The following is a 22,971-nucleotide window of genomic DNA, read 5'->3' on the forward strand; positions in this document are numbered from 1 at the left end:
GCTTTTTCGGCTCGGGCTACGCTGAGTGGTGTGAGCCAGACCCCCCAGGACCCCGCGCCCGACCTCGACACCACCGTCGCGGCGGAGCCCGCGGAAGAGGCCGCCGAGCCCGTACCGGCCGCTCCCACGCGCGGCGGGCGCGCCCGGCTGCACGGCGCCGCCGCCATCGCCGGGCTCGAAGGGCTCGTCATCGCCGTGTGGGGCGTCACCATGTTCTTCACGGGCAGCGACCACGCGGTGCTCGCCGGGCTCACCGTCCTGGTCTTCGCGGCGATCCCGCTGTCCGCGGCGTACGGGCTGCGCCAGGCGCGCCGCTGGAGCCGCGGCCCCGCGCTCATCATGCAGCTGCTGGCGCTGCCCGTGGCGTGGACCATGCTGCGCTCGTCCTCCGGAGGGGTGGTGGCGGGCGGCGCCGTGCTCGGCCTTCTGGCCCTCGCGGGCCTTGTCCTCCTCGCCCACCCGGCCACCACGGACGCGCTCGGCATCCGCCGCCTCAACCACTAGGACCTCCCCCTTACGCAGGGGGACGAGCGTTTCCAGGGAGCTTGCGCGCGCCGCGCCGGGCCCCCGTTTCCGAGGGTGCGGCTGCGCCGCTGGGCACACGTTTTCAGGGGCGCGTGGGGGCACCTCCCAGGCGGAGCCTGGGGGAGAACTGCGCGAGCAACCACCCACCGGCCGGTGGTCCGGTACGGACCGAAGAGACCCTTTGGGTCGGTATCCGACCGGCGCCCCGGTGGGGGCTGGGAGGTGCCCCCACGCGCCCCAAAAAAACGCGTGCTGCCCGGCGCGGGGCTCCGGGGCGGGCCCCGGGAAACGGGGGGCGCCCGACGAGGGGCTACTCGTCGATGAGGAGCTTGTCGCGCAGCTGCGCGAGGGTCCGCGCGAGAAGGCGCGAGACGTGCATCTGGGAGATGCCCACCTCCTGCGCGATCTGCGACTGCGTCATATTGCCGAAGAACCGCAGCAGCAGAATCGTCTTCTCCCGCGGCGGCAACTGCTCCAGCAGCGGTTTGAGGGACTCGCGGTACTCGACGCCCTCCAGGGCCTCGTCCTCGGAGCCGAGGGTGTCGGCGACGGCGGGGGACTCGTCGTCGGTGTCGGGGACGTCGAGGGAGAGCGTGCTGTACGCGTTCGCGGACTCCAGGCCCTCCAGGACCTCTTCCTCGGAGATCTTGAGGTGCTCGGCGAGTTCGTGGACGGTGGGGGCGCGGCCGTGCCGCTGGGAGAGTTCGCCGGTCGCGGTGGTGAGGGCGAGGCGCAGTTCCTGGAGGCGGCGGGGGACGCGTACGGCCCAGCCCTTGTCGCGGAAGTGCCGCTTGATCTCGCCGACGACCGTGGGCGTCGCGTACGTCGAGAACTCGACGCCGCGGTCGACGTCGAACCGGTCCACCGACTTGATCAGGCCGATCGTGGCGACCTGGGTGAGGTCGTCGAGCGGCTCGCCGCGGTTGCGGAAGCGGCGGGCGAGGTGCTCGACCAGCGGCAGGTGCATCCGGACGAGCTGGTTGCGCAGCTCGGCCCGTTCGGGGGAGCCCTCCGGGAGCTTGCTCAGCTCGACGAAGAGGGCCCGCGCCCCGGAGCGGTCCTGCGGGTCGTGCTCCTGCTGGTCGTGCGCGTGCTCCTGGTCCATCGTCGTCGCCTGCTCCGCCGCGTCTTCATCCACGTCGTTCCGGTCTGCGGGATCGACGGGGTGGGGCCTGGCGCCCTCGCCCGCCGTGTGCCGCCGCTGCTGCCCGGCCGGGGCCGAGCGGTCCGGGGCCTGGGCGGGCAGCGCGGCTCGGCCGCGCGCCGCGGGCACGTCGCGCTCCGCGGGGGTGCCGGGGTTCTCGTCCCGGGACAGCTCAGCACTCATCGCGATATCCCCGTCTTCCCCGTCGATTCCTGCACGGTTGTACCGTCACCGGCCCGCAGCTGGACCGGGGACACGCTGACCTGGGCGGTGCGGGCGGCGGGGCCGCCGCCGCGCCCGCCGGTGTCACGACAGCCCTGGAACGGCGCCGCGCTTCTTGTGCAGACTGATGCTGACCGTCTTGTCCTCCGCGACGGTGGAGTCCACCTCGCCGGCCAGCGCGGAGAGCACCGTCCAGGCGAACGTGTCGCGCTCCGGTGCCCGCCCGTCGGTCGTGGGGGCCGCGACGGTCACCCACAGCGAATCCCCGACGAGCCGGAAGACGCAGCTCAGCACGCTGCCGGGGACCGCCTGCTGGAGCAGGATCGCGCACGCCTCGTCGACGGCGATCCGCAGGTCCTCGATCTCGTCGAGGGTGAAGTCCAGCCGTGCCGCCAGTCCGGCCGTGGCCGTCCGCAACACCGACAGATACGCCCCTGCCGCGGGCAGCCGGACCTCGACGAAGTCCTTCGACCCGGGGTCGCCTGCGCTCTGGGACACCCTCACCTCCACGGTGGCACACAGTGATTGCTCTGGTTCGCAGCGACGCTATCGCGATCCGCGCCCTGCTGTCGCCCGGACGGAGGACGGTCGCCGCCATGGGTGAACCGGTCCGCGGCCCGCGCGGGGTGCGAGCGCGATACCGCGCTGTCACCCATGGTAAGCGCAAGGGTACGGACGGTCCGTCAGGGGTGGGGGTCTCAATTCGCATACGGGTTCGCCGGGTTGTCGGTGCCGGTGCCCGCGCCGGTTCCGGTGCCCGGGGCGCCGGGGGCCTGCGCGGCGAGCGCCGCCAGGGCCGGGCCGGTCAGCCGCTGCACGGTCCACTCGTCCTGCGGGCGGGCGCCGACCGCGCGGTAGACGGCGAGCGCCTTCTCGTTCCAGTCGAGCACCGCCCACTCGAAGCGCGACCAGCCGCGTTCCACGCAGATCGCGGCGAGCGCGGCCAGCAGCGCCTTGCCGTGCCCGGCGCCGCGCGCCTGCGGCCGTACGTACAGATCCTCCAGGTAGAGGCCGGGTGTGCCGGTCCAGGTGGAGAAGTTGCGGAACCACAGCGCGAAGCCGACCGGCTCGGCGTCCGGGCCGTCCGTGGCGACGAGCGCGTGGGCGACCGGGTCGGGGCCGAAGAGGGCTTCCCGCAGCTGCTCCTCGGTGGCCCTGGCCTCGCTCAACGCCTTCTCGTAGTCGGCGAGTTCGCGGATCAGGGCGTGCAGGACGGGCACATCGGCGGGCGTCGCGGCGCGGATCATGCCCCAAGATTACGGTCGCTTCATGTGACAGGCGTAAGGGGCGCACGGGAGCACATCATCCGGTGATCACCGCGGCGACGCGGGTGCCCGGCGGGAAGGCGCCCTCGTCCGCCAGCGTCATGACGCCGTGCAGCATCTTCGCGACGTACACCGGTTCCGGCACCAGGCCGTGCCGTTCGGCGAAGTCCGCGGCGAAGGCGGCCAGTTCGGGGGTGCTGCGGGCGAAGCCCCCGTGGTGGAAGCGCGGCTCCAGCCGCCAGCGGCCGCGGCGGGCGCCGTAGGCGGCCTGCTGGAGGCGCAGCACCTCGGCGTCGAGGAAGTCGCCGCGCAGCACGGGGAAGCCGAGGGCGGTCTGCGTGTCGTCCAGCCCGGCTGCCAGGCCCGCGAGCGTGCCGCCCGTGCCGCACGCGACGGCCACCACGTCGGCGGCGCCGCGCAGCTCCCGGCCCAGTTCGGCGCAGCCCCGTACGGCGGCCGCGTTGGAGCCGCCCTCCGGGAGGACGTAGGCGCGGCCGTGGCGAGCCAGCAGCGCGGCGACCAGCTCGGGGGTGTCCTTGCGGCGGTAGGCGGCGCGGTCGGTGAAGTCCAGCTCCATGCCGTCGGCGGCGGCCCGCGCGAGGGACGGGTTGAGGGGGCGGCCGGCCAGCTCCTCGCCGCGGACCACGCCGACGGTGCGCAGGCCCAGCAGGCGCCCGGCGGCGGCGACGGCCCGCAGGTGGTTGGAGTAGGCGCCGCCGAAGGTGAGCAGCGTGTCGTGGCCCTGCTCCAGGGCGGCGGCGAGGTTGGGCCGCAGCTTGCGGAACTTGTTGCCGGGCAGCGCGGGGTGCACCAGGTCGTCGCGTTTGAGCAGCAGCCGTACCCCGTGCCGGGCCAGCCGTTCGTCCGCGGCCTCGGTCAGTGGTGAGGGCGGCCGCGGGGCCAGCGGGGAGGGCGGGGGAGGGGCGGGGGTGCTCACCCGGACATTGTCCCCCGGGTGTCACCCGGACGTGTGACACGCGTAGCGCGGGCCGGGCCGTCCGGCGGTGGACGGCGGCCGCTGTCCACGGGGCGGGATTTCGCCCCCACGGTTCCCAGAAGGGGCTTTGCCGGGTGCATCCTTGGTCGGGTGTACCACATAGTCCAGGAACCACCCACCGACCGGTCCCTCGACGCCACTGCGCCCAGTGACTCGGCCGACGCTCTCACCGCGATGGTGCGGGGGCTGCTGCCCTCGCTCACCCCCGCCGCCGCCCGGATCGCCACGCTGATCGTGGAGGATCCGGCGCAGGTGGCCCGCAGCACCATCTCCGAACTCAGCACGCTGGCCGGCACCAGTGAGTCGTCGATCGTCCGCACCGCCCGCGCGCTGGGCTTCGCGGGCTACCCGGAGCTGCGGCTCGCGCTCGCGGTGTCGGCGGCCAAGCAGGAGCCGCGTTCGACGCTCACCTCGGGCATCAGCCCGGACGACTCGGCGGCCACCGTCATCGGCAAGCTCGTCCACACCGAGACCCAGGCCGTCCGCGAGACGGCGACCCAGCTCGACCCGGAGGCGCTGGACGGCGCTGTGCGCGCCGTGGTCGGCGGCGGGCAGCTGCACATCGCGGGGGTCGGCGCCTCGGGGCTGGTCGCCCAGGACCTCCAGCAGAAGCTGGCCCGCATCGGGCGGGCCTGCCACGCGCACACCGATTCGCAGTCGGCGCTGACCAGCGCGGTGCTGCTGGGCCCCGGCGACGTCTTCCTCGCGGTGTCGCACTCGGGGGAGAGCCGCGACGTCCTGGAGCCGCTGCGGCGGGCCGCGGCCGAGGGCGCGACCACCGTGGTGATCACCAACCACCCGCTGTCGACGGCGGCCAGGACCGCCGACCACGTGCTGGTCTCGGCGGGCCGGGAGACGACCTTCCGGCCGGGCGCGATGGCCTCGCGCATCAGCCAGCTGGTCGTCGTCGACTGCCTGTTCGTGTGTGTGGCGCAGCGTACGTACGACAAGTCCTCGCGCGCCCTGCACCTGACGCACGAAGCCCTGGAGTCCGACCGCCCGGCCTGAGCCGGGCGGCGGGCACGGGCTCACCCGCGGTCCCCCGCGCCCCCCATCGGCGCGGGGAACCGCGAGTCGTCAGCCGGCGGGGACGAGGTCCACGTCGGCGGCGTTCACGAAGGCGACCCGGTGGTTGTAGACGATCTCGTACACCTTGGTCTGCCCGAGGAAGTCGTGCTGGTCGTACGGCGCCGAGCCGTCGTAGTAGATGGCGAAGTAGGAGTCGGTGCGCACGGCGGGACCGGCGGCGACGTAGGACTGCCCGGCCGGGATCGTGTACTTGGCGCGGGCCAGTTGCGGGCGCGGCGCGGTGCCGCCCTCGAAGGCGACGAAGTCGGCGGGGTAGGCGGACGCCTCGGGGTAGGCCGTGGTGTAGACGGGCACGGAGGTCCGGCCGGGCTTGGGCACGATGCGCTCGGCCTTGACGGGCACGGTCGTGGGGTGCGCGGCGGAGTCCTGGAGCCACGCCTTCGTGCCGCCCCACCAGATCGCCGTCCAGCCGGGCACCCGGTCCGCGACGACGTACTGCTCACCGGCGGGCGCCTTGTCGCCCCAGTCGTTCATGGCCGTCGTCCCGGCCGAGCCGTCCGGGTGCAGGTACGGGTCGGCGACCAGCGGCGCGTCGGTGCTGGGCGCGGTGTGCAGCGGCACGAACGAGGCGGCCTGGCCGGGCGCGGAGACCGGGCAGTCGAAGCTGCGGTAGGGGCCGGGGAACTGCTTGTAGCCCTGCACGTCGTCGCAGTAGGTCGTGGACTGGAGGTTGTGCGCGTAGCCCGGCTTGACGGCGACGGTGGGGCTGCCGGCCGGGGCGGTCGCCCGGATGGGCGCGCCCAGCAGGTCGAAGAAGTGCTCCCAGTCCCAGCCGGGGCCCGGGTCCCAGTGCTGGGTGGCGATGCCCGCCTCGGTGCCGCCGGGGATGTTGTCGTGGCCGAGGATGTGCGCGCGGTCCAGCGGGATGTCGTACTTCGCGGCGAGGTAGCGCACCAGTGAGGCGGTCGAGCGGTAGAGGTCCTCGCTGAACCAGGTGGCGCCGTGGGTGGCCCACGCCTCCTGCTCGATGCCGACGGAGTGCTGGTAGAAGGACCGGTTGGCGCTGTCCCAGGCGATGTCCTCGGTGGGGATCATCTGGGTGACCTGGCCGTCGCCGGACCGTACGACGTAGTGCGCGCCGGCCGCGTAGGTCGGGTCGCGGAACAGGTCGAGGGTGCCGTCGTAGGTCTCGTCGGTGCTGTGCAGGGTGATGTAGCGGATGTCGAGGTCGCCGTTCGGCCGGTCGGCGAGGTCGTGGCTGCCGTAGTCGGCGAGGTCCGAGGGGTCGAGCAGGGTGTACGCGCCGGGGATGACGTCGCAGTGCAGCGACTTCGGGCACTCGGCGGGGGTGCTGCTCCTCGGCGGCGTCACCTCCTTCAGGCCGAGCTTGCGGACGTCCGCGCGGTTCGGGTGCAGGTGGCGGACGGGGGTCAGGGTGATCAGCTGGCCGTCGGCGGTGGTGCGGGAGGCGCCCGCGGCCAGCGTGGACCACACCCCGTCGGCGAAGGCCTGGGCGACGGTGTCCTCGGTGGACTGGCTGTAGCGGGCCGCGGCCGCGTACCAGCCGTCGGTGGTGCGCGGCAGCCGCCCGTGGCCGTAGCCGCGCGCGTAGGAGGCCAGCAGCGCGGCGCCGCCGCGGATGTTCTGCGCCTCGTCGCCGGTGACGGCCGCGGTGTCCGCGCCGAGCAGCGCGGCGGCGGCGCCCGCGGTGTGCTCGGCGGGGGCGGTGAGCAGGTCGGCGTAGCGCGGGGACTGGGTGCTCAGGCCGTCGTCGTCGAGCGTGGCGGCCGTCAGGTTCGTGAGGTTCATGGGGCCGTAGCCCGCCTCGGCGTTGGGCTGGCCGGAGTGCGCCTCCCAGCGCGTCTCGTAGTACGACACCGCCTCCAGGACCGGCAGCGGGACACCGAACTCCCGTGCCGCCGCCGTGAACTCCGCCTGCCGCCCGGTCTGCGGGTCGGCGGCCCCGGCGGTCGCCACGCCCCCGGCGGCGGCGCTGGTGAGCCCGCCGAGCAGCGCCAGGGCTGCGGCGAGCGTCAGGGCGCGGGTGTGGCGGGCGGTGCGGTGTGGGCGGCGCGGCATTCAGGCTCCCTCGCGGTACGGGTGGGCGTGCGGTGAGAGGCGGAGAGATACGTGCAGTGCGCAGCCTGACGAGCAGGAGTGGAAACGAGCAACACCCGGGGCGTAAATCCTGAAAGTTTTTGCCGGGTCCTGGTGGGGAGCGGTGGGAGCCGGTGAATCGTGCGCGGTTCCGGGCGGTTTTCCCGGGGGCCCCGCGGCCGGGGCGCGGCGTCGGGCGGGGAGGCGGGACGCCGGCGGCCCGGCGGTGGTGGCCGGCCCGCCCCGTACGGGGGGCGGGCCGGTCACGTACGGCACCCCCGTCCGCCGGTACGGGGAGCCGGCGCGCGGGGGTGCTCGGGGTGCCCGGTGTCACTCCGGACGGCCTTAAGACTGTGCCGTCCCGGATTTTGTGACACCTTCCAGTATGTGACGCTCGTCACATCCGGGGTCGGTCCGGGCGCTCGTGCCTCAGCGGCGGGCGACGCCCTCCGCGCGCGCCGCGGCGGCGACCGCCGCCGTCACCGCGGGCGCCACCCGAGGGTCGAACGGCGACGGGATGACGCACTCCGCGCTCAGTTCGGCCGCGACCACCCCGGCCAGCGCCTCCGCGGCGGCGAGCTTCATGCCCTCGGTGATGGCCGAGGCCCGCACCTGGAGGGCGCCCGCGAAGATGCCAGGGAAGGCCAGCACGTTGTTGATCTGGTTGGGGAAGTCGCTGCGCCCGGTGGCGACGACGGCGGCGTGCCGGCGTGCCACGTCCGGGTGGACCTCGGGCGTCGGGTTGGCCATCGCGAAGACGAAGGCGCCCGGCGCCATGCTCGCGACCGCAGCCTCGGCGACCGTGCCGCCGGAGACGCCGATGAAGACGTCCGCGCCCGCGAGCGCGTCCTCCAGCGAGCCGGTCAGCCCCGCGCGGTTCGTATACGACGCCAGCTCGCGCTTGACCGGGTTGAGGTCGTCGCGGCCGGCGTGGACCACGCCCTTGCGGTCGGCGACCGCGACGTCCCCGATGCCCGCCTCCAGCAGGATGCGCGCGATGGCCACACCCGCCGCCCCGGCGCCGGAGATGACGGCCCGCAGGCCGTCGAGCCGGCGGCCCGTCAGGGTGGCGGCGTTGCGCAGCGCGGCGAGCGTGACGACGGCGGTGCCGTGCTGGTCGTCGTGGAAGACCGGGATGTCCAGCCGCTCCTTGAGCCGCCGCTCGATCTCGAAGCAGCGCGGCGCGGAGATGTCCTCCAGGTTGATCCCGCCGAAGGACGGGGCGAGCCGCACCACGGTCTCCACGATCTCGTCGACGTCCCGGCAGTCCAGCGCGATGGGCACCGCGTCGACCCCGCCGAACTGCTTGAACAGGATCGCCTTGCCCTCCATGACCGGCAGTGACGCGCGCGGTCCGATGTCGCCCAGGCCCAGCACCGCGGTGCCGTCGGTGACCACCGCCACCGCCTGCGACGTCCAGGTGTAGTCGTGCACCAGCTCCGGTTCCTCGGCGATGGCCGTGCAGACCTCGGCCACCCCGGGCGTGTAGGCGAGCGACAGGTCGGCGGCGTCCCGCACCGGCACCGTGGAGGTGATCTCCATCTTGCCGCCGCGGTGCAGCGCGAAGACCGGATCGAGCGGGATGTCCTCCGCGTCGCCGCCGGTATCGCCGTCCGTCCTGGGATTGACGGTCTCGATTGCCACGTGTTGACCCCTTTGTCAGTGGTTGAGGGAAATGCTCGTCCCGCACGCGAGCGCGCGCACGGGAGGAGGCGGGCCGGCGTCCTGCCCACGGCGAACGAGTGAGCGAATCGGCGGACTGGGGACGCCTGGTGCGCCGCACGCGCACCGGCCCCGGATGAGGGGTGAGAATCCGTTCTACCGGATGACTGTTACCGCGAGCCGCAACCACCGTGTGGCCGTGCGGCCCTGACGGGCATGGCCCCCTCGTGGTCCTGCCGTGGTGTGCCGGCCCGAGAGGAGCCCGGGGATCGCCCGTTATGCGATTTTGACACAACGGGGACCCCGAGCGGCGCAGTCCGGATGGCAAGATGCACAGATCACACACGGTGGCGACACCCGAAGGCGTGTGCCAGCCCCGAGCACCACCACTCACCTCTTCAGGAGGACGCAGCGATGACGGCACGCATGTCCCGGCGTACCACCGCCCTGTCCCGGCTCAGTGCGGTCGCCGCCGTCGCGGCGGCCGGTGCCCTGGTCCTGACCGGGTGCGGCGACCAGACCAAGGACGACTCGCCCGCGGCGGGCAGCAGCCCCTCCACGGCCGCCGACGGCGCCACGACCAGCGCGACTCCCGACTCGCTGTTCGCCAAGCTGCCGCAGAAGTACCAGTCCTCGAAGGTCATCCAGGTCGGCACGGACGCCTCGTACGCCCCGATGGAGCAGACGAAGGACGGTCAGATCGTCGGTATCGACCCGGACCTCGGCGCGGCGCTCGGCGAGAAGCTCGGAGTGACGTTCAAGTTCACCAACGGCAAGTTCGACGGGCTCATCACGTCGCTCCAGACCGGCCGTTCGGACATCGTGATGTCCGCTATGAGCGACACCAAGGCCCGCCAGCAGGGTCTGGACGAGAAGGGCAAGAAGATCGGCAACGGGGTCGACTTCGTCGACTACTACAACTCCGGCTCCTCGCTCCTGGTGCAGAAGGGCAACCCGAAGGGCGTCAAGCAGCTCTCCGACCTGTGCGGCATGACCGTCGCCGTGCAGCGCGGCACGATCTACGAGGACGCCTTCAAGAAGCAGAAGACCGCGTGCGGCGCCAAGGGTCTGACGATCCAGGCCTTCGACACCGACGCCGAGGCGCAGACCCGGGTCAAGGCCGGCGGCGCGGTCGCCGACCTCAACGACACCCCGGTGGCCGCCTACATCGCCCAGACCTCCAGCAACGGCGCCGACTTCGAGGTGGCCGGCGACCCCTTCGACGCCGGGCCCTTCGGCATCGCGGTGAGCAAGGACGACCCCCAGCTGCGGGATGCCCTGAAGGCCGCGATGGACGCGATCGTCGCGGACGGCACGTACAAGAAGATCCTGGACAAGTGGAACGCCTCCACGGGCGCGATCCCCGCCGTCGCGATCAACGGCGGCTCGTGACGTGAGCGGGACGTCCGCCGGCCGCGTCCCCGAGGACGCGGCCGGCCCCTCCACGGAACCTGTCCCGGCTCCCGCCCCCGCCGGGCTGCCCTACGAGGCCATCCGGGCCGTCCCGGTACGCCACTACGGGCGGTGGGTCGCCGCCGTCGTCGTGGTGGCGCTGCTGGGCTGGCTGGCGTACGGCTTCTCGCAGGGCAAGATCATCTGGCACACCGTCGGGATCAAGCTCTTCGACCACACGGTGCTCACCGGCGTCTGGCACACCGTGCTGATCTCGGTGTGCGCGATGGCCATGGGCCTGGTGCTCGGTGTGCTGTTCGCCGTGATGCGGCTGTCGAAGAACCCGGTCACCGGCGCGGTCGCCTGGCTGTACATCTGGTTCTTCCGCGGCACACCGGTCTACGTGCAGCTGCTCATGTGGTTCAACCTCTCGTTGATCTTCCACACGATCAACCTGATGCCGCTGTACAAGAACGACACCGTCGCCGTCATGACCCCGTTCGTGGCCGCCCTGCTGGGCCTCGGCCTCAACGAGGGCGCGTACATGGCGGAGATCGTCCGGGCCGGCATCCAGTCGGTCGACGAGGGCCAGACGGAGGCCGCGCACGCGCTCGGCATGACCGGGCCGCGCACGATGGCCAGGATCGTGCTCCCGCAGGCGATGCGGGTGATCATCCCGCCGACCGGCAACGAGTTCATCAACATGCTCAAGACCTCTTCGCTGGTGTCGGTCGTGCAGTACGCGGAGCTGCTGCGCGCCACCTCCGACATCGGCGTCAGCTCCAACGCGATCATGGAGATGTTCTTCGTCGCGTCCGTCTGGTACCTGGTGCTGACCAGCGTCTTCAGCGTCGGCCAGTTCTATCTGGAGCGGCGCTTCGCGCGCGGCTCGCAGCGCTCGCTGCCGCTGACCCCGTGGCAGAAGGTCAGGGCCAACCTGGCCGGCATGGCCACCCTGCGCCGACCGAAGGTGGGCTGACCCATGAGCACCCCCAGCCTCGACAAGTCCGCCCCCCCGGTCTCCGGGGTGGAGCCGATGGTGCGGGCCGAGAGCGTCCACAAGTCCTTCGGCGCCGCGCACATCCTCAAGGGCATCGACCTCCAGGTCGCGCCCGGCGAGGTGTGCTGCCTCATCGGCCCGTCCGGCTCCGGCAAGTCCACCTTCCTGCGCTGCATCAACCACCTGGAGAAGATCAACGCCGGGCGGCTGTACGTCGACGGTGTGCTCGTCGGCTACCGGCAGCGCGGCGACCGGCTGCACGAGCTGCGCGACCGCGAGGTGGCCGCCGGGCGGCGCGGCATCGGCATGGTCTTCCAGCGCTTCAACCTCTTCCCGCACATGACGGCGCTGGAGAACGTCATGGAGGGCCCCGTCCAGGTCAAGCGCGAGTCCCGGGCCGCCGCCCGGGAGCGGGCCGGGGCGCTGCTGGAGCGGGTGGGCCTGGCCGACAAGGCCGCGAACTACCCCGCGCAGCTGTCCGGCGGCCAGCAGCAGCGCGTCGCCATCGCCCGCGCGCTGGCGATGGAGCCCAAGCTCATGCTCTTCGACGAGCCGACCTCCGCGCTCGACCCGGAGCTGGTCGGCGACGTCCTGGACGTGATGCGCGGCCTCGCCGACGACGGCATGACCATGATCGTGGTGACGCACGAGATGGGCTTCGCCCGGGAGGCCGGCGACTCGCTCGTCTTCATGGACGACGGTGTCGTCGTCGAGTCCGGCCGCCCCCGCGAGGTGCTGGCCGACCCGCAGCACGAGCGGACCAGGGCGTTCCTGTCCAAGGTGCTCTGACGGCGGCCCGCCGGGACCCGCCAGGAGCCACCGGTTCCGCCCCCGGGCCGCCCTTCCGCCGGACGGGTGGCCCCGGGCGTGTTGCCCGGCGTAATAGCCTGGAAGCCCACCGGGCTGTTACGCGGCCCGGCGGCACCCGCCGAGGACGAGGACCGAGGGACCAAGAGGACCACCGTGGATCTGGCCTACTACGCGGACCTGGCCGTGCGCCTGGTCAACACCGAGCAGCCGCTGCGCGGCGAGGACGCCCTCACCTCGGCCGACGCCGTACGGGAGCTGCTCGGGCCCGGCACCCACGCCGCCTCCCGGGCGGTGGAGGCGGACGTCGCGCGGCTGCGCGCCGTGCGCACCCGGCTGCGCGGGGTGTTCGAGGCCGCCGACGAGGGCGACGAGGTACGGGCCGTCGACCTGCTCAACGCGCTGATGCTGGAATTCCCGGTCAGCCCGCAGATCTCCGGCCACGACACCCTGGACGACGAGACCGGGCGGCCCGACTGGCACATGCACCTCGCCGACCAGGCCGTCAACGCCACCGCGGGCTACTCCGCGACCGCCTGCATGGGCCTGGCCTTCCAGCTCACCACGCTGGGCGTGGACCGGCTCGGCGTGTGCGAGGCGGCGCCCTGCCGCAACGCCTACGTCGACACCTCGACGAACCGGTCCCGCCGCTACTGCTCCGACCGCTGCGCCACCCGCGCCAACGTCGCCGCCTACCGCGCCCGCAAGCGCCTGGAGAGCGACCGGTCGGGCCGCAGTGGCCGTACGCACGACGCGGCCCACGAGGCGACCCCGGCGACCGACCGCTGAAGCTCGCGCGGCGGCCGGAACCGCCCGCGGGCCCGCGCGGTGATCAGGTCGTCCGGCACCACGCCGAACTCCCGGCTGTCGTTCTGCACGAAGGTGTTGTCGCCGCGTACCCACCAGCCCCCCTCGCGCCGCTCCACGGCCCGCTTCACGATCAGCAGATCCTGTTGCAGCGGATGGCGCATGATCACGACGTCACCCTCGCGTACCAGCTCGGCGCCGCTGCTGATCTTCTGCACCAGCAGCCAGTCGCCGTTCAGCAGCGTGGGCGCCATCGACGGGCCCGTGACCTCGACCAGCTGCCACGACAGCCTGGCCCCCTGCTCCCGCATTACCGCCTCCCGGCTCGTTCCTCCACCAGCCCCAGGGTGTCACCAGACTTTTGGCCTAAGCCACCTGGGGCACCCGAGAAAACGACTCCTCCAGGGAGTAATGTCCCACCTGAAAGACGATCACGAGGAAGGACAGCCATGTTCACTCGCCTGTTCGCGCCCAAGGTGAAGGTAAGCGCACACTGCGACCTCCCCTGCGGCGTGTACGACCCGGCCCAGGCCCGCATCGAGGCCGAGTCCGTCAAGGCGGTCCAGGAGAAGTACCAGGCCAACGAGGACGCGGACTTCCGTACCCGCGCCGTCGTCATCAAGGAGCAGCGCGCGGAGCTGGCCAAGCACCACGTCTCGGTGCTCTGGAGCGACTACTTCAAGGCCCCGCACTTCGAGAAGTACCCCCAGCTGCACCAGCTGGTGAACGACACCCTGAAGGCCCTCAGTGCCGCCAAGGCCTCCAACGACCCGGCCACCGGGCAGAAGGCCCTGGACCTGATCGCCGAGATCGACAAGATCTTCTGGGAGACCAAGAAGGCCTGACCCGGACCGGGCCGGCCCGCAACCGCGCGGGCCGCGCCGTCTGTCCGTCCGCACCCGCTCCGCGGGCCGCCCCAGGGCGGCCACGTCGGAACGGGTGCGGTCTTCTTTTCGGCCGTCCTCCCGGGCCGCCGGGGTGCGCGGCCCGCGCCCGGCGTCGCCTGTTCGGTGCTTCCTGTGGCCGAACAGGCGACGCTGAGTAGTTTCTCTCTTACTCTCTGTGGTGGCACCCGGCGTTCCGTCCGGTATTTTCCTGTTCCTCCCGTACCGGCGGGACTCCTGGCGTTCCACTCCATCTGCTTCCACCACAGGAGAGAAGTGTTCAGGAGCAAGACGTGGCTGGGGGTGCTGGGCGCGCTGTGCGCGGCCGGCGCCCTGATGCCGCCGCAGCCGGCCACCGCCTCGGCGGGCGAGGGCAAGCTGACGGTCAACCTCTTCCGCGACTTCGCCGCCAAGGGCGATCGCAACGACGCCATCCAGGTCCCGCTGGGGCCCGGCCGGGTACGGCTGTGCGAGGACCGCCGCAGCCGCACCTGCCGCGAGTACCCGATCGGCCGCGACGGCACGGTCACCATCGACACCACCAACTGGAGCCGTTCCAACGGCCAGTACAAGGTGGAGCTGCTGGACTGGCCGAACAAGTACGACCCGCAGACCGGGCAGGGCTTCCTCAGCCCCTCGCTGGCGGGCACCGGGCTGTCCTCCCACCTGGCCTTCGTGGACCTCAACGACGGCAACGACGCCACGCTGAACTTCGGCGTCTGGAACCCCGAGGACTACTGCCAGGACAACCCCGACCTGGTGACGCCCTGTCAGCAGGCGGCCACCAAACCCGGGCAGAAGACCCTGGTCACCTTCCCGTACAGCTCGCGCGGCGACACCCAGGGCAACCAGAGCAACCCGCGCCGCCTCACCTCCGTCGCCCAGACCGGCGCGCTCTACGGGCTGGCCTACCGCAAGAAGGACCGGCGCATCTTCTCCGGCGCCTACGCCAAGCGGCACACCACCTACGGGCCCGGCGGCCCCGGTGCGATCTACGTCACCGACCGCGACACCGGCGCCACCACCCTGTTCACCACGGTGCCGAACGCGGGCAGCACGCCCCACAACCAGGGCAACCGGCTCGACGCCCCCTTCGCGGCGGTCGTCGGCCAGGAGTCGCTGGGGGACGTCGAGATCTCCGGCGACGGCTCGCGGCTCTACGTCGTCAACATGAAGGACCGCAAGCTCTACACGTACGACGCCACCCAGCCCACCGCCGCGGCCCCGCTCGGCGCGCCGGTCGACATCCCGGACTCGGCGTGCGCGAACCCGGACGACTGGCGGCCCATGGGCCTCGGCTGGCGCGACGGCGTGCTGTACGCGGGCGGTGTGTGCTCGGCGCAGTCCAGCCAGAACGTGTCCGACCTCAAGGCCGTGGTGTGGCAGTTCAACCCGGCGACCGGCACCTTCCTGGGCACCCCGCTGGTGGACCAGCCGCTGAACTTCCCGCGCGACCCGGCCGTCGTCCCCACCCCCGGCAACTGGAACCCGTGGACCAGGGACGACCTCACGCAGTTCCCCGTCGCCCCCGGGACGGGGGTCTGGGCCTACCCGCAGCCGATGCTCAGCGACATCGAGGTCGAGCGGGACGGCTCGCTCGTCCTCGGCTTCCGTGACCGCACCGGCGACCAGCACGGGCTGCAGATCTACAGCCCCAACCCGAACGCGAACCCGGACAAGCTGGAGACCAACGCCACCGGCGGCGACATCATCAAGGTCTGCCGCGACACGGCCGGCGACTTCGTCTGGGAGGGCGGCCCCGGCTGCCCCCGCAGCGGCAACGAGTTCTACACCGGCGACTACTACTACACCGGGCAGTACCACCAGGAGACCGCGCAGGGCGCCCTCGCGCTGCCGCTCGGCAACGGCCGTATCGCCAGCACCATGCTCGACCCGGCCCGCGAGCTGTTCGCCGGCGGCGTCGGCTGGTTCGACCGGGAGACCGGCAGCCGCGGCAACGACCCCTCCCAGCAGGGCTTCGGCGTCGTCTACGCCAACGACGGCGGCTTCGGCAAGGCCAACGGCCTCGGCGACCTGGAGCTGCTGTGCGACGAGCCGCCGGTGCAGATCGGCAACCGGGTCTGGTACGACGACGGCGGCGGCACCCAGGGCAGCCAGGAGACGCACGGCATCCCCGGCGTCACCGTGACCCTGCGCGACAGCAGCGGCCGGGTCGTGGCCGTCAAGCGCACCGATGCCAACGGCGAGTACTACTTCGACCACCGCGACGGGCTGCGCCCGGAGACCGCCTACACGCTCACCTTCGACAAGTCGACCGCCGACGTGTCGGCCATCCCCGACGGCCCGCTCGACCCGGGCGAGCTGTGGTGGACCCGCGAGGGGCGCCCCGGGGACGACATCAACTCCGACGCGGTGCCGACCGGTGACGACGAGGAGTCCGACACCGCCGTCGCGACCGTGACGACCGGCCCGCCCGGCACCGTCGACCACTCGATCGACGCGGGACTGTGGATGGGCACCTGACCCCGGACGGGTGAACCGCGGGGAGGGGCCGGACCCCACCGGGCCCTCCCCGCGGCACGTACCGGTCGCTCAGCCGAACAGCGACGACCCCAGCGGGCGCGCCGCCGAGAAGCCGGGCAGGACCAGGAAGCTCCCCGAGGCCGTCGCCGTGGCGAAGGCCATGAGCGCGTCCCCGTCGTCCAGCCGCGCCTGCGTCCGGGTGAACGTGCTCAGCTCGCGCTGGAAGGACACGAACAGCAGGCCCTGGTCCGCGGGGGAGTTGGCGTAGCTGTAGCCGCGCCGCAGCATCAGGCCGCTGCCGGTCTCGGCCGGGTGCGCCCGCCGTACGTGGGCCATCGCCGGGACGAGGTACCGGCCCGCCGCCGACTTCGCCCCGAGGTCCACCGCCGCGTCCGGGCCCCCGCCGGACAGCGGCGCCCCGTCCGCGCGCCGCCGCCCGACCGCCCGCTCCTGCGCCGGGACGCCCAGCGCGAGAAAGCCCGGCACGTCCAGCCGCATCCGGCGGACCACCGCGACCGTCCCGTCCCGTACCGGCCCGGGGCCCGGCAGCCACACCTCGCGGGACATCTCCTCCGGGGTGCGCGGCACGGAGACGCCGTCGAGGAAGCCCAGCAGGTTGCGTACCGGGCCGGGCGCGGCCGCGGGCGGCCGGAAACCGTACTGCGACCAGCGCGGACGGACCGACCGGGCGGCCAGCAGGGCGCGCAGCGACATCCCCGCGAGCGTCACCACCTGCGGGTCGGTCGCGCAGATCTGGAGCATCAGGTCGCCGCCGCGGTCCGCGTCCGCGACGGCCTCGCGCGCGAACGCGGGCAGCGCCTGCGCGCCCGGCAGCCGCTCGCCCGCCATCCGCACCACCCGCGGACCGGCCCCGGCCGTCACCGTCAGATCGCCCGGCGGCAGCCCCGCCAGGAGCGGGTCCGCCCCGGCGAGCAGCCCGCCGATCCGCCCGCCCAGCTCCGCCAGCACCGACCGGGCGGCGTCCCGGCCGCCGGGCAGGTCGAAGACCGCCAGCTCCAGGTGCGGCTGCGGCTGCGCGGGCCGGTCCACCCCCGCCTGCCGGGCGCCCCGCGCGGCGACCGCGGCCGCGCCCCCGGCGCCGGGCGCCCTCCCGGCCGCGGGGGTGCGGGCCGTCCCGGTCGTGCACCCGGCGAGCAGGGCGGGCGTCAACACGGCCGCGCCGCCCAGCAGATGGCGCCGGGGGAGGGCGGGCCGGAGATCCGGTGCTCCCGTCATGTCGGCACTCTCGGTAGTCACGTGAACACTCTAAGGTGCTCTCCGAGAGGGCCGGCACCCGGGCCGCCCCGCCCGAGGAGAGCGAACCGTGCCCCCTGCCTTCCCCCGCCGCCGCGGGCCCGCCCGCTGGACGTTCCTGGCCCTGGCCGCCGTACTGACCGTGCTGTGCGGGGGCTGCGGTCCCCTGGCCGGGGACGCCAAGGCGGGCGGCCCCGTGGGCGTCATCCGCGTCCCGGCGCAGGCGCCGACCATCCAGGCCGCCGTGGACCGCGCCCGGCCCGGCGGCCTCGTCCTGGTGTCACCCGGCGTCTACCACGAGAGCGTCCGGATCCGCACCGAACGGGTGGTCCTGCGCGGCACCGACCGCAACCGGGTCGTCATCGACGGCCAGGGCCGCCGCAACAACGGCGTCGTCGTCACCGCCCCCGGTGTCTCCGTGGAGAACCTCACCGTGCGCAACCACCTGCTCAACGGCGTCCTCGTGACCGGGATGACGGACGGCGCCGACGGCATCGCCCGCGGCAGCGACGGCTACACCCGCCTCGACCCGGCCAGGTACCCGCCGCTGACCGGCTTCCGGGTCCGCTACGTCACCGCGCACGCCAACGGCCTCTACGGCATCTACGCCTTCAACGCCCGGCACGGCGTCCTGGAGGACAACCACGCCTCCGGAAGCGCGGACTCCGGCCTCTACGTCGGCCAGTGCAAGCCCTGCGACATCCTGGTGCGCGGCAACGTCGCCGAGTACAACGCCGTCGGCTACGAGGGGACGAACGCCGGCGGCGACATCTGGGTGCTCGGCAACCGCTTCACCCGCAACCGGGTCGGCATGACCGTCGACTCCGAGTACCTGGAGGCCTACGTGCCGCAGAGCGGCGCGACGGTCGCGGGCAACCTCGTCGCCGACAACACCGAGGCGGCCACGCCCGAACAGGCCGACGGCGGCTTCGGCATCGGCATCGGGATCGCAGGCGGCACGGACAACGACATCCGGCGCAACCTCGTCACCGGCAACTCCCGCGCCGGAGTCGTCCTCGCCTCCAACGAGGACCTCCCCCCGCTGCGCAACCGCCTCACCGCCAACACCGTGACCGGCAACGGTGTGGACATCGCCTACCAGGCCTCCCAGCGGGCCCCCGGCCAGGGCAACTGCCTCCAGGACAACACCGCGCACAGCACCCTCCCCGCCGGTCTCGCCGCCACCGCCCGCTGCCCGCGGGGCAACACCCGCTCCGCCGGGCCCGCCCTCCGCATCACCCCCGCCCCCGCCGGGATCCCCTTCCTGGACGTCGCCCCGCCGCCCGCCCAGCCCCAGTTGCCGCACGCCGCCACCGCCCCCGCGCAGCCCGCCACCGGCCTGCCCGGGGCCGTCCACCCCGAGCACGTGCCGCTGCCCGGCCCCGGACTGCTCGCCGACGACAGCCGCACGGCCCGCACCAACTCCCCCCGGGAGGCGGGCCGATGACCCGCCGCCCCCGCCGCGCCCGTACCGCCCTCGCGGCGGCCCTCACCGCCGCCCTGCTCCCGCTCGCCGGGTGCGGCCACTCCGGCGGCACCCCGCACCCGGCGCCGCTGACCGGGCAGCAGGCCGAGTCGCTCGCCCTCACCCGCTTCACCAACTACCGGGCGGGCAGCGCCCACGTCACCGCGACCGTGCCGCTGCCCGGCAGCCGGGTCGTCCTCGACGCCCGCCTGGACTGGCGCGCCCACACCGGTTACGGCCTGCTCCGCGACGCCACCCCCGGCACCGCGCGGCACTGGCAGCACCTGCTGCGCTGGAACCGCACCACCGTCGCCGCGCACTTCGACTGGCCCGGCCCGGCCCCCGCGCAGCCGCCCACCGGCGGCTGGAGCCCCGAACGCCCCCTGGACCCGGACACCTCGACCGTCGACACCGCCCTCGCCCTGCTCCTCGGCCTGGCCGCCGACCGCCCCGACAACGCCCAGCTCCTCGCCCGCAGCGGGGCGGCCAGGATCGGCGCCGCCACCGTCGGCGGACGGCCCGTCACCGAATACGCGGGCCCCGCCGCCCCCGGCACGCCGGCTCCCTCCGCCCCGGGTACGCCGTCGCCCGCGCCGGGCGGCCACACCCGCTACTGGATCGACGCCGCCGGTCTGCTGCGCCGCTTCTCCGCCGAGCTGCCCGGCTCCCCGGACTGGATGACCGCCGACCTCACCGCCCCCTACCCCGGCCCGGCCCCGGCCGGGCCACCTGCCGCCACCCCGTGAACGTGCGTTAGCGTGCGGGGATGTTTGCTGTGTATGCCGCGCGCATCGACAAGAAGCAGCCGCTGACCGGGCTGGAGTCGGGGGAGAGACCGGAGCCGGGGAAGCGGGAGGGCTGGACGACCGTACGGGTCAGGGCGGCCTCGCTCAACCACCACGACCTGTGGTCGCTGCGCGGGGTGGGACTGGGCGAGGAGAGCCTGCCGATGATCCTCGGCTGCGACGCCGCCGGGACCGACGAGGACGGCAACGAGGTCGTCGTCCACTCCGTCATCGGGCAGACCGGCCACGGGGTCGGCCCGCGCGAGCGGCGCTCGCTGCTGACGGAGAAGTACCAGGGCACCTTCGCCGAACTGGTGAGCGTGCCCGCGTGGAACGTGCTGCCCAAGCCCGCCGGGCTGAGCTTCGAGGAGGCGGCCTGCCTGCCGACCGCGTGGCTGACGGCGTACCGGATGCTCTTCACCAACGCCGGGGTGCGCCCCGGGGACGCGGTGCTCGTGCAGGGCGCGGGGGGCGGGGTGGCGACAGCCGCGATCGTGCTCGCTCGTGCCGCAGGGCTGAGAGTCTACGCAACCAGCCGTGACGAGGGGAAGAGGCAACGGGCGCTGGAACTGGGCGCGCACGCCGCCGTGGAGCCCGGCACCCGGCTGCCCGAGCGGGTGGACGCGGTCATCGAGACGGTGGGCGCCGCCACCTGGTCGCACTCCGTCACATCCCTGCGCCCCGGCGGCACCCTGGTCATCTCCGGCGCCACCAGCGGGCCCAACCCGCCCGCCGGGGAGCTGAACCGCATCTTCTTCCTGGAGCTGAAGGTCGTCGGCTCGACCATGGGCTCCAAGGAAGAGCTGGCGGACCTGCTGAACTTCTGCGCGCTCACCGGCGTACGCCCGGTCGTCGACAGCGTGCTGCCGATGGACCGGGCGCGCGAGGGCTTCGAGCGGCTGGAGAGCGGCGACGTCTTCGGGAAGATCGTGCTCACCAACCGCTGACGCCCGGCCGTTCAGGGCTGCTTGCCGCCGTGCAGCGTCGCCGCGATACGGGCCGCCGCCGCCTTGAGGTGGCGGCGGACCTCGCGCAGCTGCGGGTCCGTCACCCCGTGGTCGCGGGCGGTGTCGCGCACGTCGTCCCGGAAGCGGTCGAGCAGCCGCTCCAAGTCCCGCACCGGGTTGTCGGACGGCGGCGCGTCGTCCTGCCCGTCCTTCGCTTCCTCCCCGGCGGACGGCTCGTGCGGCGGCGACCACGGGGACTTCGGCGCGTCCGGGCCCGCGGCCGTACCCATGCCCGGGATGCCGAACCGGCCCAGTTCGCGGCTCAGTTCGGCCAGGCCCTCGCGCAGGCCGGACTGCCAGTCGCCGGTCCTGGCGTGCTCCTGGACCTGGCTCTGCACCTGGTGCGCGATGCGCTGGAACTCGTCCCGCGCGCTGTCCACCGCGTCCCGCGCGTCCTTCGCCTGCTTGCGCGCCGCCCGCGCCTCCTCCTTCGCCCGGCGGCTCTCCTCGCGGGCCTGCTTGGCCTGCTCCTTCCACTCCCTGGTGGCCTCGCGGTACGGATACCCCGCGTCCTCCGGCTTCGTCCTGGCCTGCTGGGCGGCGGCCCGCACCTCGCGGCGCAGGTCGCCCGCCGCGCCCCGGACGTCCTCGCGGATCTCGGCGGCGAGGGTGGAGACCGACGCGCGGATCTCCGCCTCCAGACCGGCGATCTCGTCGGCCCGCGCGGCAAGCTCCGCCCGGCCCTCGTCGGTGAGGGAGTAGACCTTGCGGCCGCCCTCGGTGGAGTGCGTGACCAGGCCCTCCTTCTCCAGCTTGGCCAGCCGTGGGTAGACCGTGCCGGCCGAGGGCGCGTACAGGCCGTGGAAGCGTTCCTCCAGCAGCCGGATGACCTCGTAGCCGTGCCGCGGCGACTCGTCGAGGAGCTTGAGCAGGTACAGCCGCAGCCGGCCGTGGGCGAAGACGGGCGCCATGGTGATCAGAGGTCCTTCCGGAACGAGGGCGCGTCCTCCAGGGGAGGCCTGCGCAGCAGCGCGATGGAGCCGGAGACGGTGGTGGCACGCAGCCGGGTGCCGCCGTCGCCGACCCGGCCGGTGATGCGCTTGGCGCCCCACATGCCGCTGACCTCCAGTTCGTCGAAGGCGCAGGAGACCTTGCCGCTCGTGGTGTTCGCCTCGACATCGGCGTCGCCCGGCTCGGGGATGCGGATGGCGATCTCGCCGGAGACCGTCGTGAGGTGGACGTCCGCACCGGCCGTGGGGTCGAGGTCCAGCACCATCGACCCGCTGACCGAGTCCGCGTGCACGCCGGGGCCGCTGCCCTCGACGACGGTGAGGTCACCGCTGACGGTGTTGACCCGCAGATCGCCGGACAGCGACTGCGCCTCCACGTTGCCGGCGACGGTGTGCGCCTTCACCGGGCCGGTGAGGCCCACGAGGGTGGTGTCGCCGTTGACGCCCTGCACCACGGTGGAGCCGCTGATCCCGGAGATCACCGCACCCGCGGTCACCACGCCGACCTCCACGGAGGTCTGCTGCGGCACCGCGAGCGAGATCACCGCGCGCCGCCGCCAGCTGTGCCGCTCGCGCCACTTGAGGAAGCCCTTCCAGTTCAGGTCCTCGTACGCGACGGTCAGGGTGCGGCCCTTCTGCGTCACGATCAGCGGCGGTCCGGCCAGCTCGGTGATCTCCATCCGGGCGGGGCCCTCGCCGGTGCCCACGACGTTGACGGCGCCGCCGACGATGCGGACGCAGAGCGTGTCGAGGGCGCCCTCGAACTCGAACGTGCCGGGTTCGCTGACGGTGCGGTCGTTCATCGTGCGCCTCCTTGTGGGCGAGCGGGACGCGATATACCGCGTCTGCTTGAGTCACACGATATATCGCGTCCCGCTCGTGTCAAGAATGAGGCTCAGCCCCTCACCCCGGGGCGCAACCGGCGGGCTAGTCGTCGGCGTCATCCTCGTCGTCGAGGCGGGCGAGCCATGTCGCGAGGCGCTCGACCGGGATCTCGAACTCGGGATTGAGGTCGACGAACTCGCGGAGGCGGTCGGCCAGCCATTCGAGCGTGACCTCCTCCTCTCCGCGCCGGTCGGCGAGTTCCTCGATGCCGCGGTCGGTGAAGTACAAGATCTGCTCCAGAACAGGGGTGGGACGGTAACAGGACGGGGAAGAACTGCGGAGGACGGGGACGGGAAACAGCTGCAACCGC

At 73.2% G+C, this 22,971-nt stretch carries 22 protein-coding genes; 11 read left to right on the forward strand and 11 right to left on the reverse strand.

Features of this window, described 5'->3' with window-relative positions; all coding sequences use genetic code 11:
• Positions 1-30 precede the first annotated feature (30 nt).
• Positions 31-504 (forward strand): hypothetical protein, encoded by a 474-nt coding sequence (locus ACH4PY_RS18125; protein WP_398183026.1) that lies wholly within the window; start codon positions 31-33, stop codon positions 502-504.
• A 331-nt stretch (positions 505-835) separates the two neighbouring features.
• On the opposite strand, the gene ACH4PY_RS18130 is transcribed toward ACH4PY_RS18125, so the two are convergent.
• The 4 genes from ACH4PY_RS18130 to ACH4PY_RS18145 all read right to left on the reverse strand — a co-directional run bounded on the left by ACH4PY_RS18130 (position 836) and on the right by ACH4PY_RS18145 (position 4,093).
• A complete protein-coding gene (locus tag ACH4PY_RS18130) occupies positions 836-1,852 on the reverse strand; it encodes an RNA polymerase sigma factor SigF (RefSeq protein WP_398183028.1) in 1,017 nt (338 codons plus the stop codon).
• Between the two features lie 123 nt (positions 1,853-1,975).
• The gene (locus tag ACH4PY_RS18135; RefSeq protein WP_031520302.1) at positions 1,976-2,389 is read right to left on the reverse strand and encodes an anti-sigma regulatory factor; all 414 of its coding nucleotides are present in this window, start codon (positions 2,387-2,389) and stop codon (positions 1,976-1,978) included.
• A 200-nt stretch (positions 2,390-2,589) separates the two neighbouring features.
• The gene (locus tag ACH4PY_RS18140) at positions 2,590-3,138 is read right to left on the reverse strand and encodes a GNAT family N-acetyltransferase (RefSeq protein ID WP_398183032.1); all 549 of its coding nucleotides are present in this window, start codon (positions 3,136-3,138) and stop codon (positions 2,590-2,592) included.
• Positions 3,139-3,193: 55 nt separating this feature from the next.
• Positions 3,194-4,093: a 1-aminocyclopropane-1-carboxylate deaminase/D-cysteine desulfhydrase gene (locus ACH4PY_RS18145; RefSeq protein ID WP_398183035.1), complete on the reverse strand. Its 900-nt coding sequence runs from the start codon at positions 4,091-4,093 to the stop codon at positions 3,194-3,196.
• 150 nt (positions 4,094-4,243) lie between these two features.
• Between ACH4PY_RS18145 and ACH4PY_RS18150 the strand changes: the two genes are divergently transcribed.
• A complete protein-coding gene (locus tag ACH4PY_RS18150) occupies positions 4,244-5,161 on the forward strand; it encodes a MurR/RpiR family transcriptional regulator (RefSeq protein WP_398183038.1) in 918 nt (305 codons plus the stop codon).
• A 69-nt stretch (positions 5,162-5,230) separates the two neighbouring features.
• On the opposite strand, the gene ACH4PY_RS18155 is transcribed toward ACH4PY_RS18150, so the two are convergent.
• Both ACH4PY_RS18155 and ACH4PY_RS18160 read right to left on the reverse strand, forming a co-directional pair.
• Positions 5,231-7,261: an N-acetylmuramoyl-L-alanine amidase gene (locus ACH4PY_RS18155; RefSeq protein WP_398183041.1), complete on the reverse strand. Its 2,031-nt coding sequence runs from the start codon at positions 7,259-7,261 to the stop codon at positions 5,231-5,233.
• Positions 7,262-7,708: 447 nt separating this feature from the next.
• Positions 7,709-8,923 (reverse strand): NADP-dependent malic enzyme, encoded by a 1,215-nt coding sequence (locus ACH4PY_RS18160; RefSeq protein WP_398183044.1) that lies wholly within the window; start codon positions 8,921-8,923, stop codon positions 7,709-7,711.
• A gap of 432 nt (positions 8,924-9,355) precedes the next feature.
• On the opposite strand from ACH4PY_RS18160, the gene ACH4PY_RS18165 reads away from it, so the two are divergent.
• From ACH4PY_RS18165 to ACH4PY_RS18180, 4 genes are all read left to right on the forward strand, one after another.
• A complete protein-coding gene (locus ACH4PY_RS18165) occupies positions 9,356-10,333 on the forward strand; it encodes an ABC transporter substrate-binding protein (protein ID WP_398183047.1) in 978 nt (325 codons plus the stop codon).
• Position 10,334: 1 nt separating this feature from the next.
• Complete coding sequence (locus ACH4PY_RS18170; RefSeq protein ID WP_398183050.1) at positions 10,335-11,312, forward strand: amino acid ABC transporter permease; 978 nt, start codon at positions 10,335-10,337, stop codon at positions 11,310-11,312.
• Between the two features lie 3 nt (positions 11,313-11,315).
• Positions 11,316-12,122: an amino acid ABC transporter ATP-binding protein gene (locus tag ACH4PY_RS18175; protein WP_398183054.1), complete on the forward strand. Its 807-nt coding sequence runs from the start codon at positions 11,316-11,318 to the stop codon at positions 12,120-12,122.
• A gap of 174 nt (positions 12,123-12,296) precedes the next feature.
• Positions 12,297-12,929 carry a CGNR zinc finger domain-containing protein gene (locus ACH4PY_RS18180; protein WP_398183058.1) on the forward strand — a complete coding sequence of 211 codons (633 nt, stop codon included), beginning with the start codon at positions 12,297-12,299 and terminating at the stop codon, positions 12,927-12,929.
• Here the strand turns inward: ACH4PY_RS18180 and sodX are convergent.
• Positions 12,833-13,258 (reverse strand): nickel-type superoxide dismutase maturation protease, encoded by a 426-nt coding sequence (gene sodX / locus ACH4PY_RS18185; protein WP_398183062.1) that lies wholly within the window; start codon positions 13,256-13,258, stop codon positions 12,833-12,835. The two genes, ACH4PY_RS18180 and sodX, sit on opposite strands and share 97 nt — an antisense overlap.
• Positions 13,259-13,396: 138 nt before the next feature.
• Here sodX and sodN point away from each other — a divergent pair, with 138 nt between their 5' ends.
• Positions 13,397-13,792: a superoxide dismutase, Ni gene (gene sodN, locus ACH4PY_RS18190; RefSeq protein ID WP_031522406.1), complete on the forward strand. Its 396-nt coding sequence runs from the start codon at positions 13,397-13,399 to the stop codon at positions 13,790-13,792.
• A 315-nt stretch (positions 13,793-14,107) separates the two neighbouring features.
• Positions 14,108-16,315, forward strand: a complete 2,208-nt coding sequence (locus tag ACH4PY_RS18195) for an SdrD B-like domain-containing protein (RefSeq protein ID WP_398183066.1) — start codon at positions 14,108-14,110, stop codon at positions 16,313-16,315.
• Between the two features lie 69 nt (positions 16,316-16,384).
• On the opposite strand, the gene ACH4PY_RS18200 is transcribed toward ACH4PY_RS18195, so the two are convergent.
• Positions 16,385-17,572, reverse strand: coding sequence for a Dyp-type peroxidase (locus tag ACH4PY_RS18200; protein WP_398183069.1), 1,188 nt, complete (start codon positions 17,570-17,572; stop codon positions 16,385-16,387).
• A gap of 67 nt (positions 17,573-17,639) precedes the next feature.
• On the opposite strand from ACH4PY_RS18200, the gene ACH4PY_RS18205 reads away from it, so the two are divergent.
• The 3 genes from ACH4PY_RS18205 to ACH4PY_RS18215 are packed head-to-tail and all read left to right on the forward strand — an operon-like array spanning position 17,640 to position 20,766.
• Positions 17,640-19,016 carry a nitrous oxide reductase family maturation protein NosD gene (locus ACH4PY_RS18205; protein ID WP_398183072.1) on the forward strand — a complete coding sequence of 459 codons (1,377 nt, stop codon included), beginning with the start codon at positions 17,640-17,642 and terminating at the stop codon, positions 19,014-19,016.
• Positions 19,013-19,780: a hypothetical protein gene (locus ACH4PY_RS18210; protein WP_398183075.1), complete on the forward strand. Its 768-nt coding sequence runs from the start codon at positions 19,013-19,015 to the stop codon at positions 19,778-19,780. The genes ACH4PY_RS18205 and ACH4PY_RS18210 overlap by 4 nt, the downstream gene beginning before the upstream one ends.
• Before the next feature lie 20 nt (positions 19,781-19,800).
• Positions 19,801-20,766 carry a zinc-binding dehydrogenase gene (locus ACH4PY_RS18215; protein WP_398183078.1) on the forward strand — a complete coding sequence of 322 codons (966 nt, stop codon included), beginning with the start codon at positions 19,801-19,803 and terminating at the stop codon, positions 20,764-20,766.
• A gap of 11 nt (positions 20,767-20,777) precedes the next feature.
• Here ACH4PY_RS18215 and ACH4PY_RS18220 read toward each other — a convergent pair whose 3' ends face one another.
• The 3 genes from ACH4PY_RS18220 to ACH4PY_RS18230 form a co-directional block, all read right to left on the reverse strand.
• Positions 20,778-21,737 carry a helix-turn-helix transcriptional regulator gene (locus tag ACH4PY_RS18220; protein WP_398183081.1) on the reverse strand — a complete coding sequence of 320 codons (960 nt, stop codon included), beginning with the start codon at positions 21,735-21,737 and terminating at the stop codon, positions 20,778-20,780.
• 5 nt (positions 21,738-21,742) lie between these two features.
• Positions 21,743-22,579 (reverse strand): DUF4097 family beta strand repeat-containing protein, encoded by an 837-nt coding sequence (locus ACH4PY_RS18225; RefSeq protein WP_398183083.1) that lies wholly within the window; start codon positions 22,577-22,579, stop codon positions 21,743-21,745.
• A 124-nt stretch (positions 22,580-22,703) separates the two neighbouring features.
• A complete protein-coding gene (locus ACH4PY_RS18230) occupies positions 22,704-22,889 on the reverse strand; it encodes a DUF6104 family protein (RefSeq protein WP_398183086.1) in 186 nt (61 codons plus the stop codon).
• Between the last annotated feature and the right edge of the window lie 82 nt (positions 22,890-22,971).

The sequence above is a fragment of the Streptomyces sp. NPDC021224 genome, from assembly GCF_044332905.1.
GTDB lineage: Bacteria > Actinomycetota > Actinomycetes > Streptomycetales > Streptomycetaceae > Actinacidiphila.

What these genes read in the sequence shown, in the direction of transcription:
- sodX (WP_398183062.1), bottom strand. Translation starts at nt 13,258, where the DNA reads ATGCGGGAGCAGGGGGCCAGGCTGTCGTGGCAGCTGGTCGAGGTCACG.
- ACH4PY_RS18175 (WP_398183054.1), top strand. Translation starts at nt 11,316, where the DNA reads ATGAGCACCCCCAGCCTCGACAAGTCCGCCCCCCCGGTCTCCGGGGTG.
- ACH4PY_RS18225 (WP_398183083.1), bottom strand. Translation starts at nt 22,579, where the DNA reads ATGAACGACCGCACCGTCAGCGAACCCGGCACGTTCGAGTTCGAGGGC.
- ACH4PY_RS18155 (WP_398183041.1), bottom strand. Translation starts at nt 7,261, where the DNA reads ATGCCGCGCCGCCCACACCGCACCGCCCGCCACACCCGCGCCCTGACG.
- ACH4PY_RS18220 (WP_398183081.1), bottom strand. Translation starts at nt 21,737, where the DNA reads ATGGCGCCCGTCTTCGCCCACGGCCGGCTGCGGCTGTACCTGCTCAAG.
- ACH4PY_RS18165 (WP_398183047.1), top strand. Translation starts at nt 9,356, where the DNA reads ATGACGGCACGCATGTCCCGGCGTACCACCGCCCTGTCCCGGCTCAGT.
- ACH4PY_RS18130 (WP_398183028.1), bottom strand. Translation starts at nt 1,852, where the DNA reads ATGAGTGCTGAGCTGTCCCGGGACGAGAACCCCGGCACCCCCGCGGAG.
- ACH4PY_RS18215 (WP_398183078.1), top strand. Translation starts at nt 19,801, where the DNA reads ATGTTTGCTGTGTATGCCGCGCGCATCGACAAGAAGCAGCCGCTGACC.
- sodN (WP_031522406.1), top strand. Translation starts at nt 13,397, where the DNA reads ATGTTCACTCGCCTGTTCGCGCCCAAGGTGAAGGTAAGCGCACACTGC.
- ACH4PY_RS18140 (WP_398183032.1), bottom strand. Translation starts at nt 3,138, where the DNA reads ATGATCCGCGCCGCGACGCCCGCCGATGTGCCCGTCCTGCACGCCCTG.
- ACH4PY_RS18210 (WP_398183075.1), top strand. Translation starts at nt 19,013, where the DNA reads ATGACCCGCCGCCCCCGCCGCGCCCGTACCGCCCTCGCGGCGGCCCTC.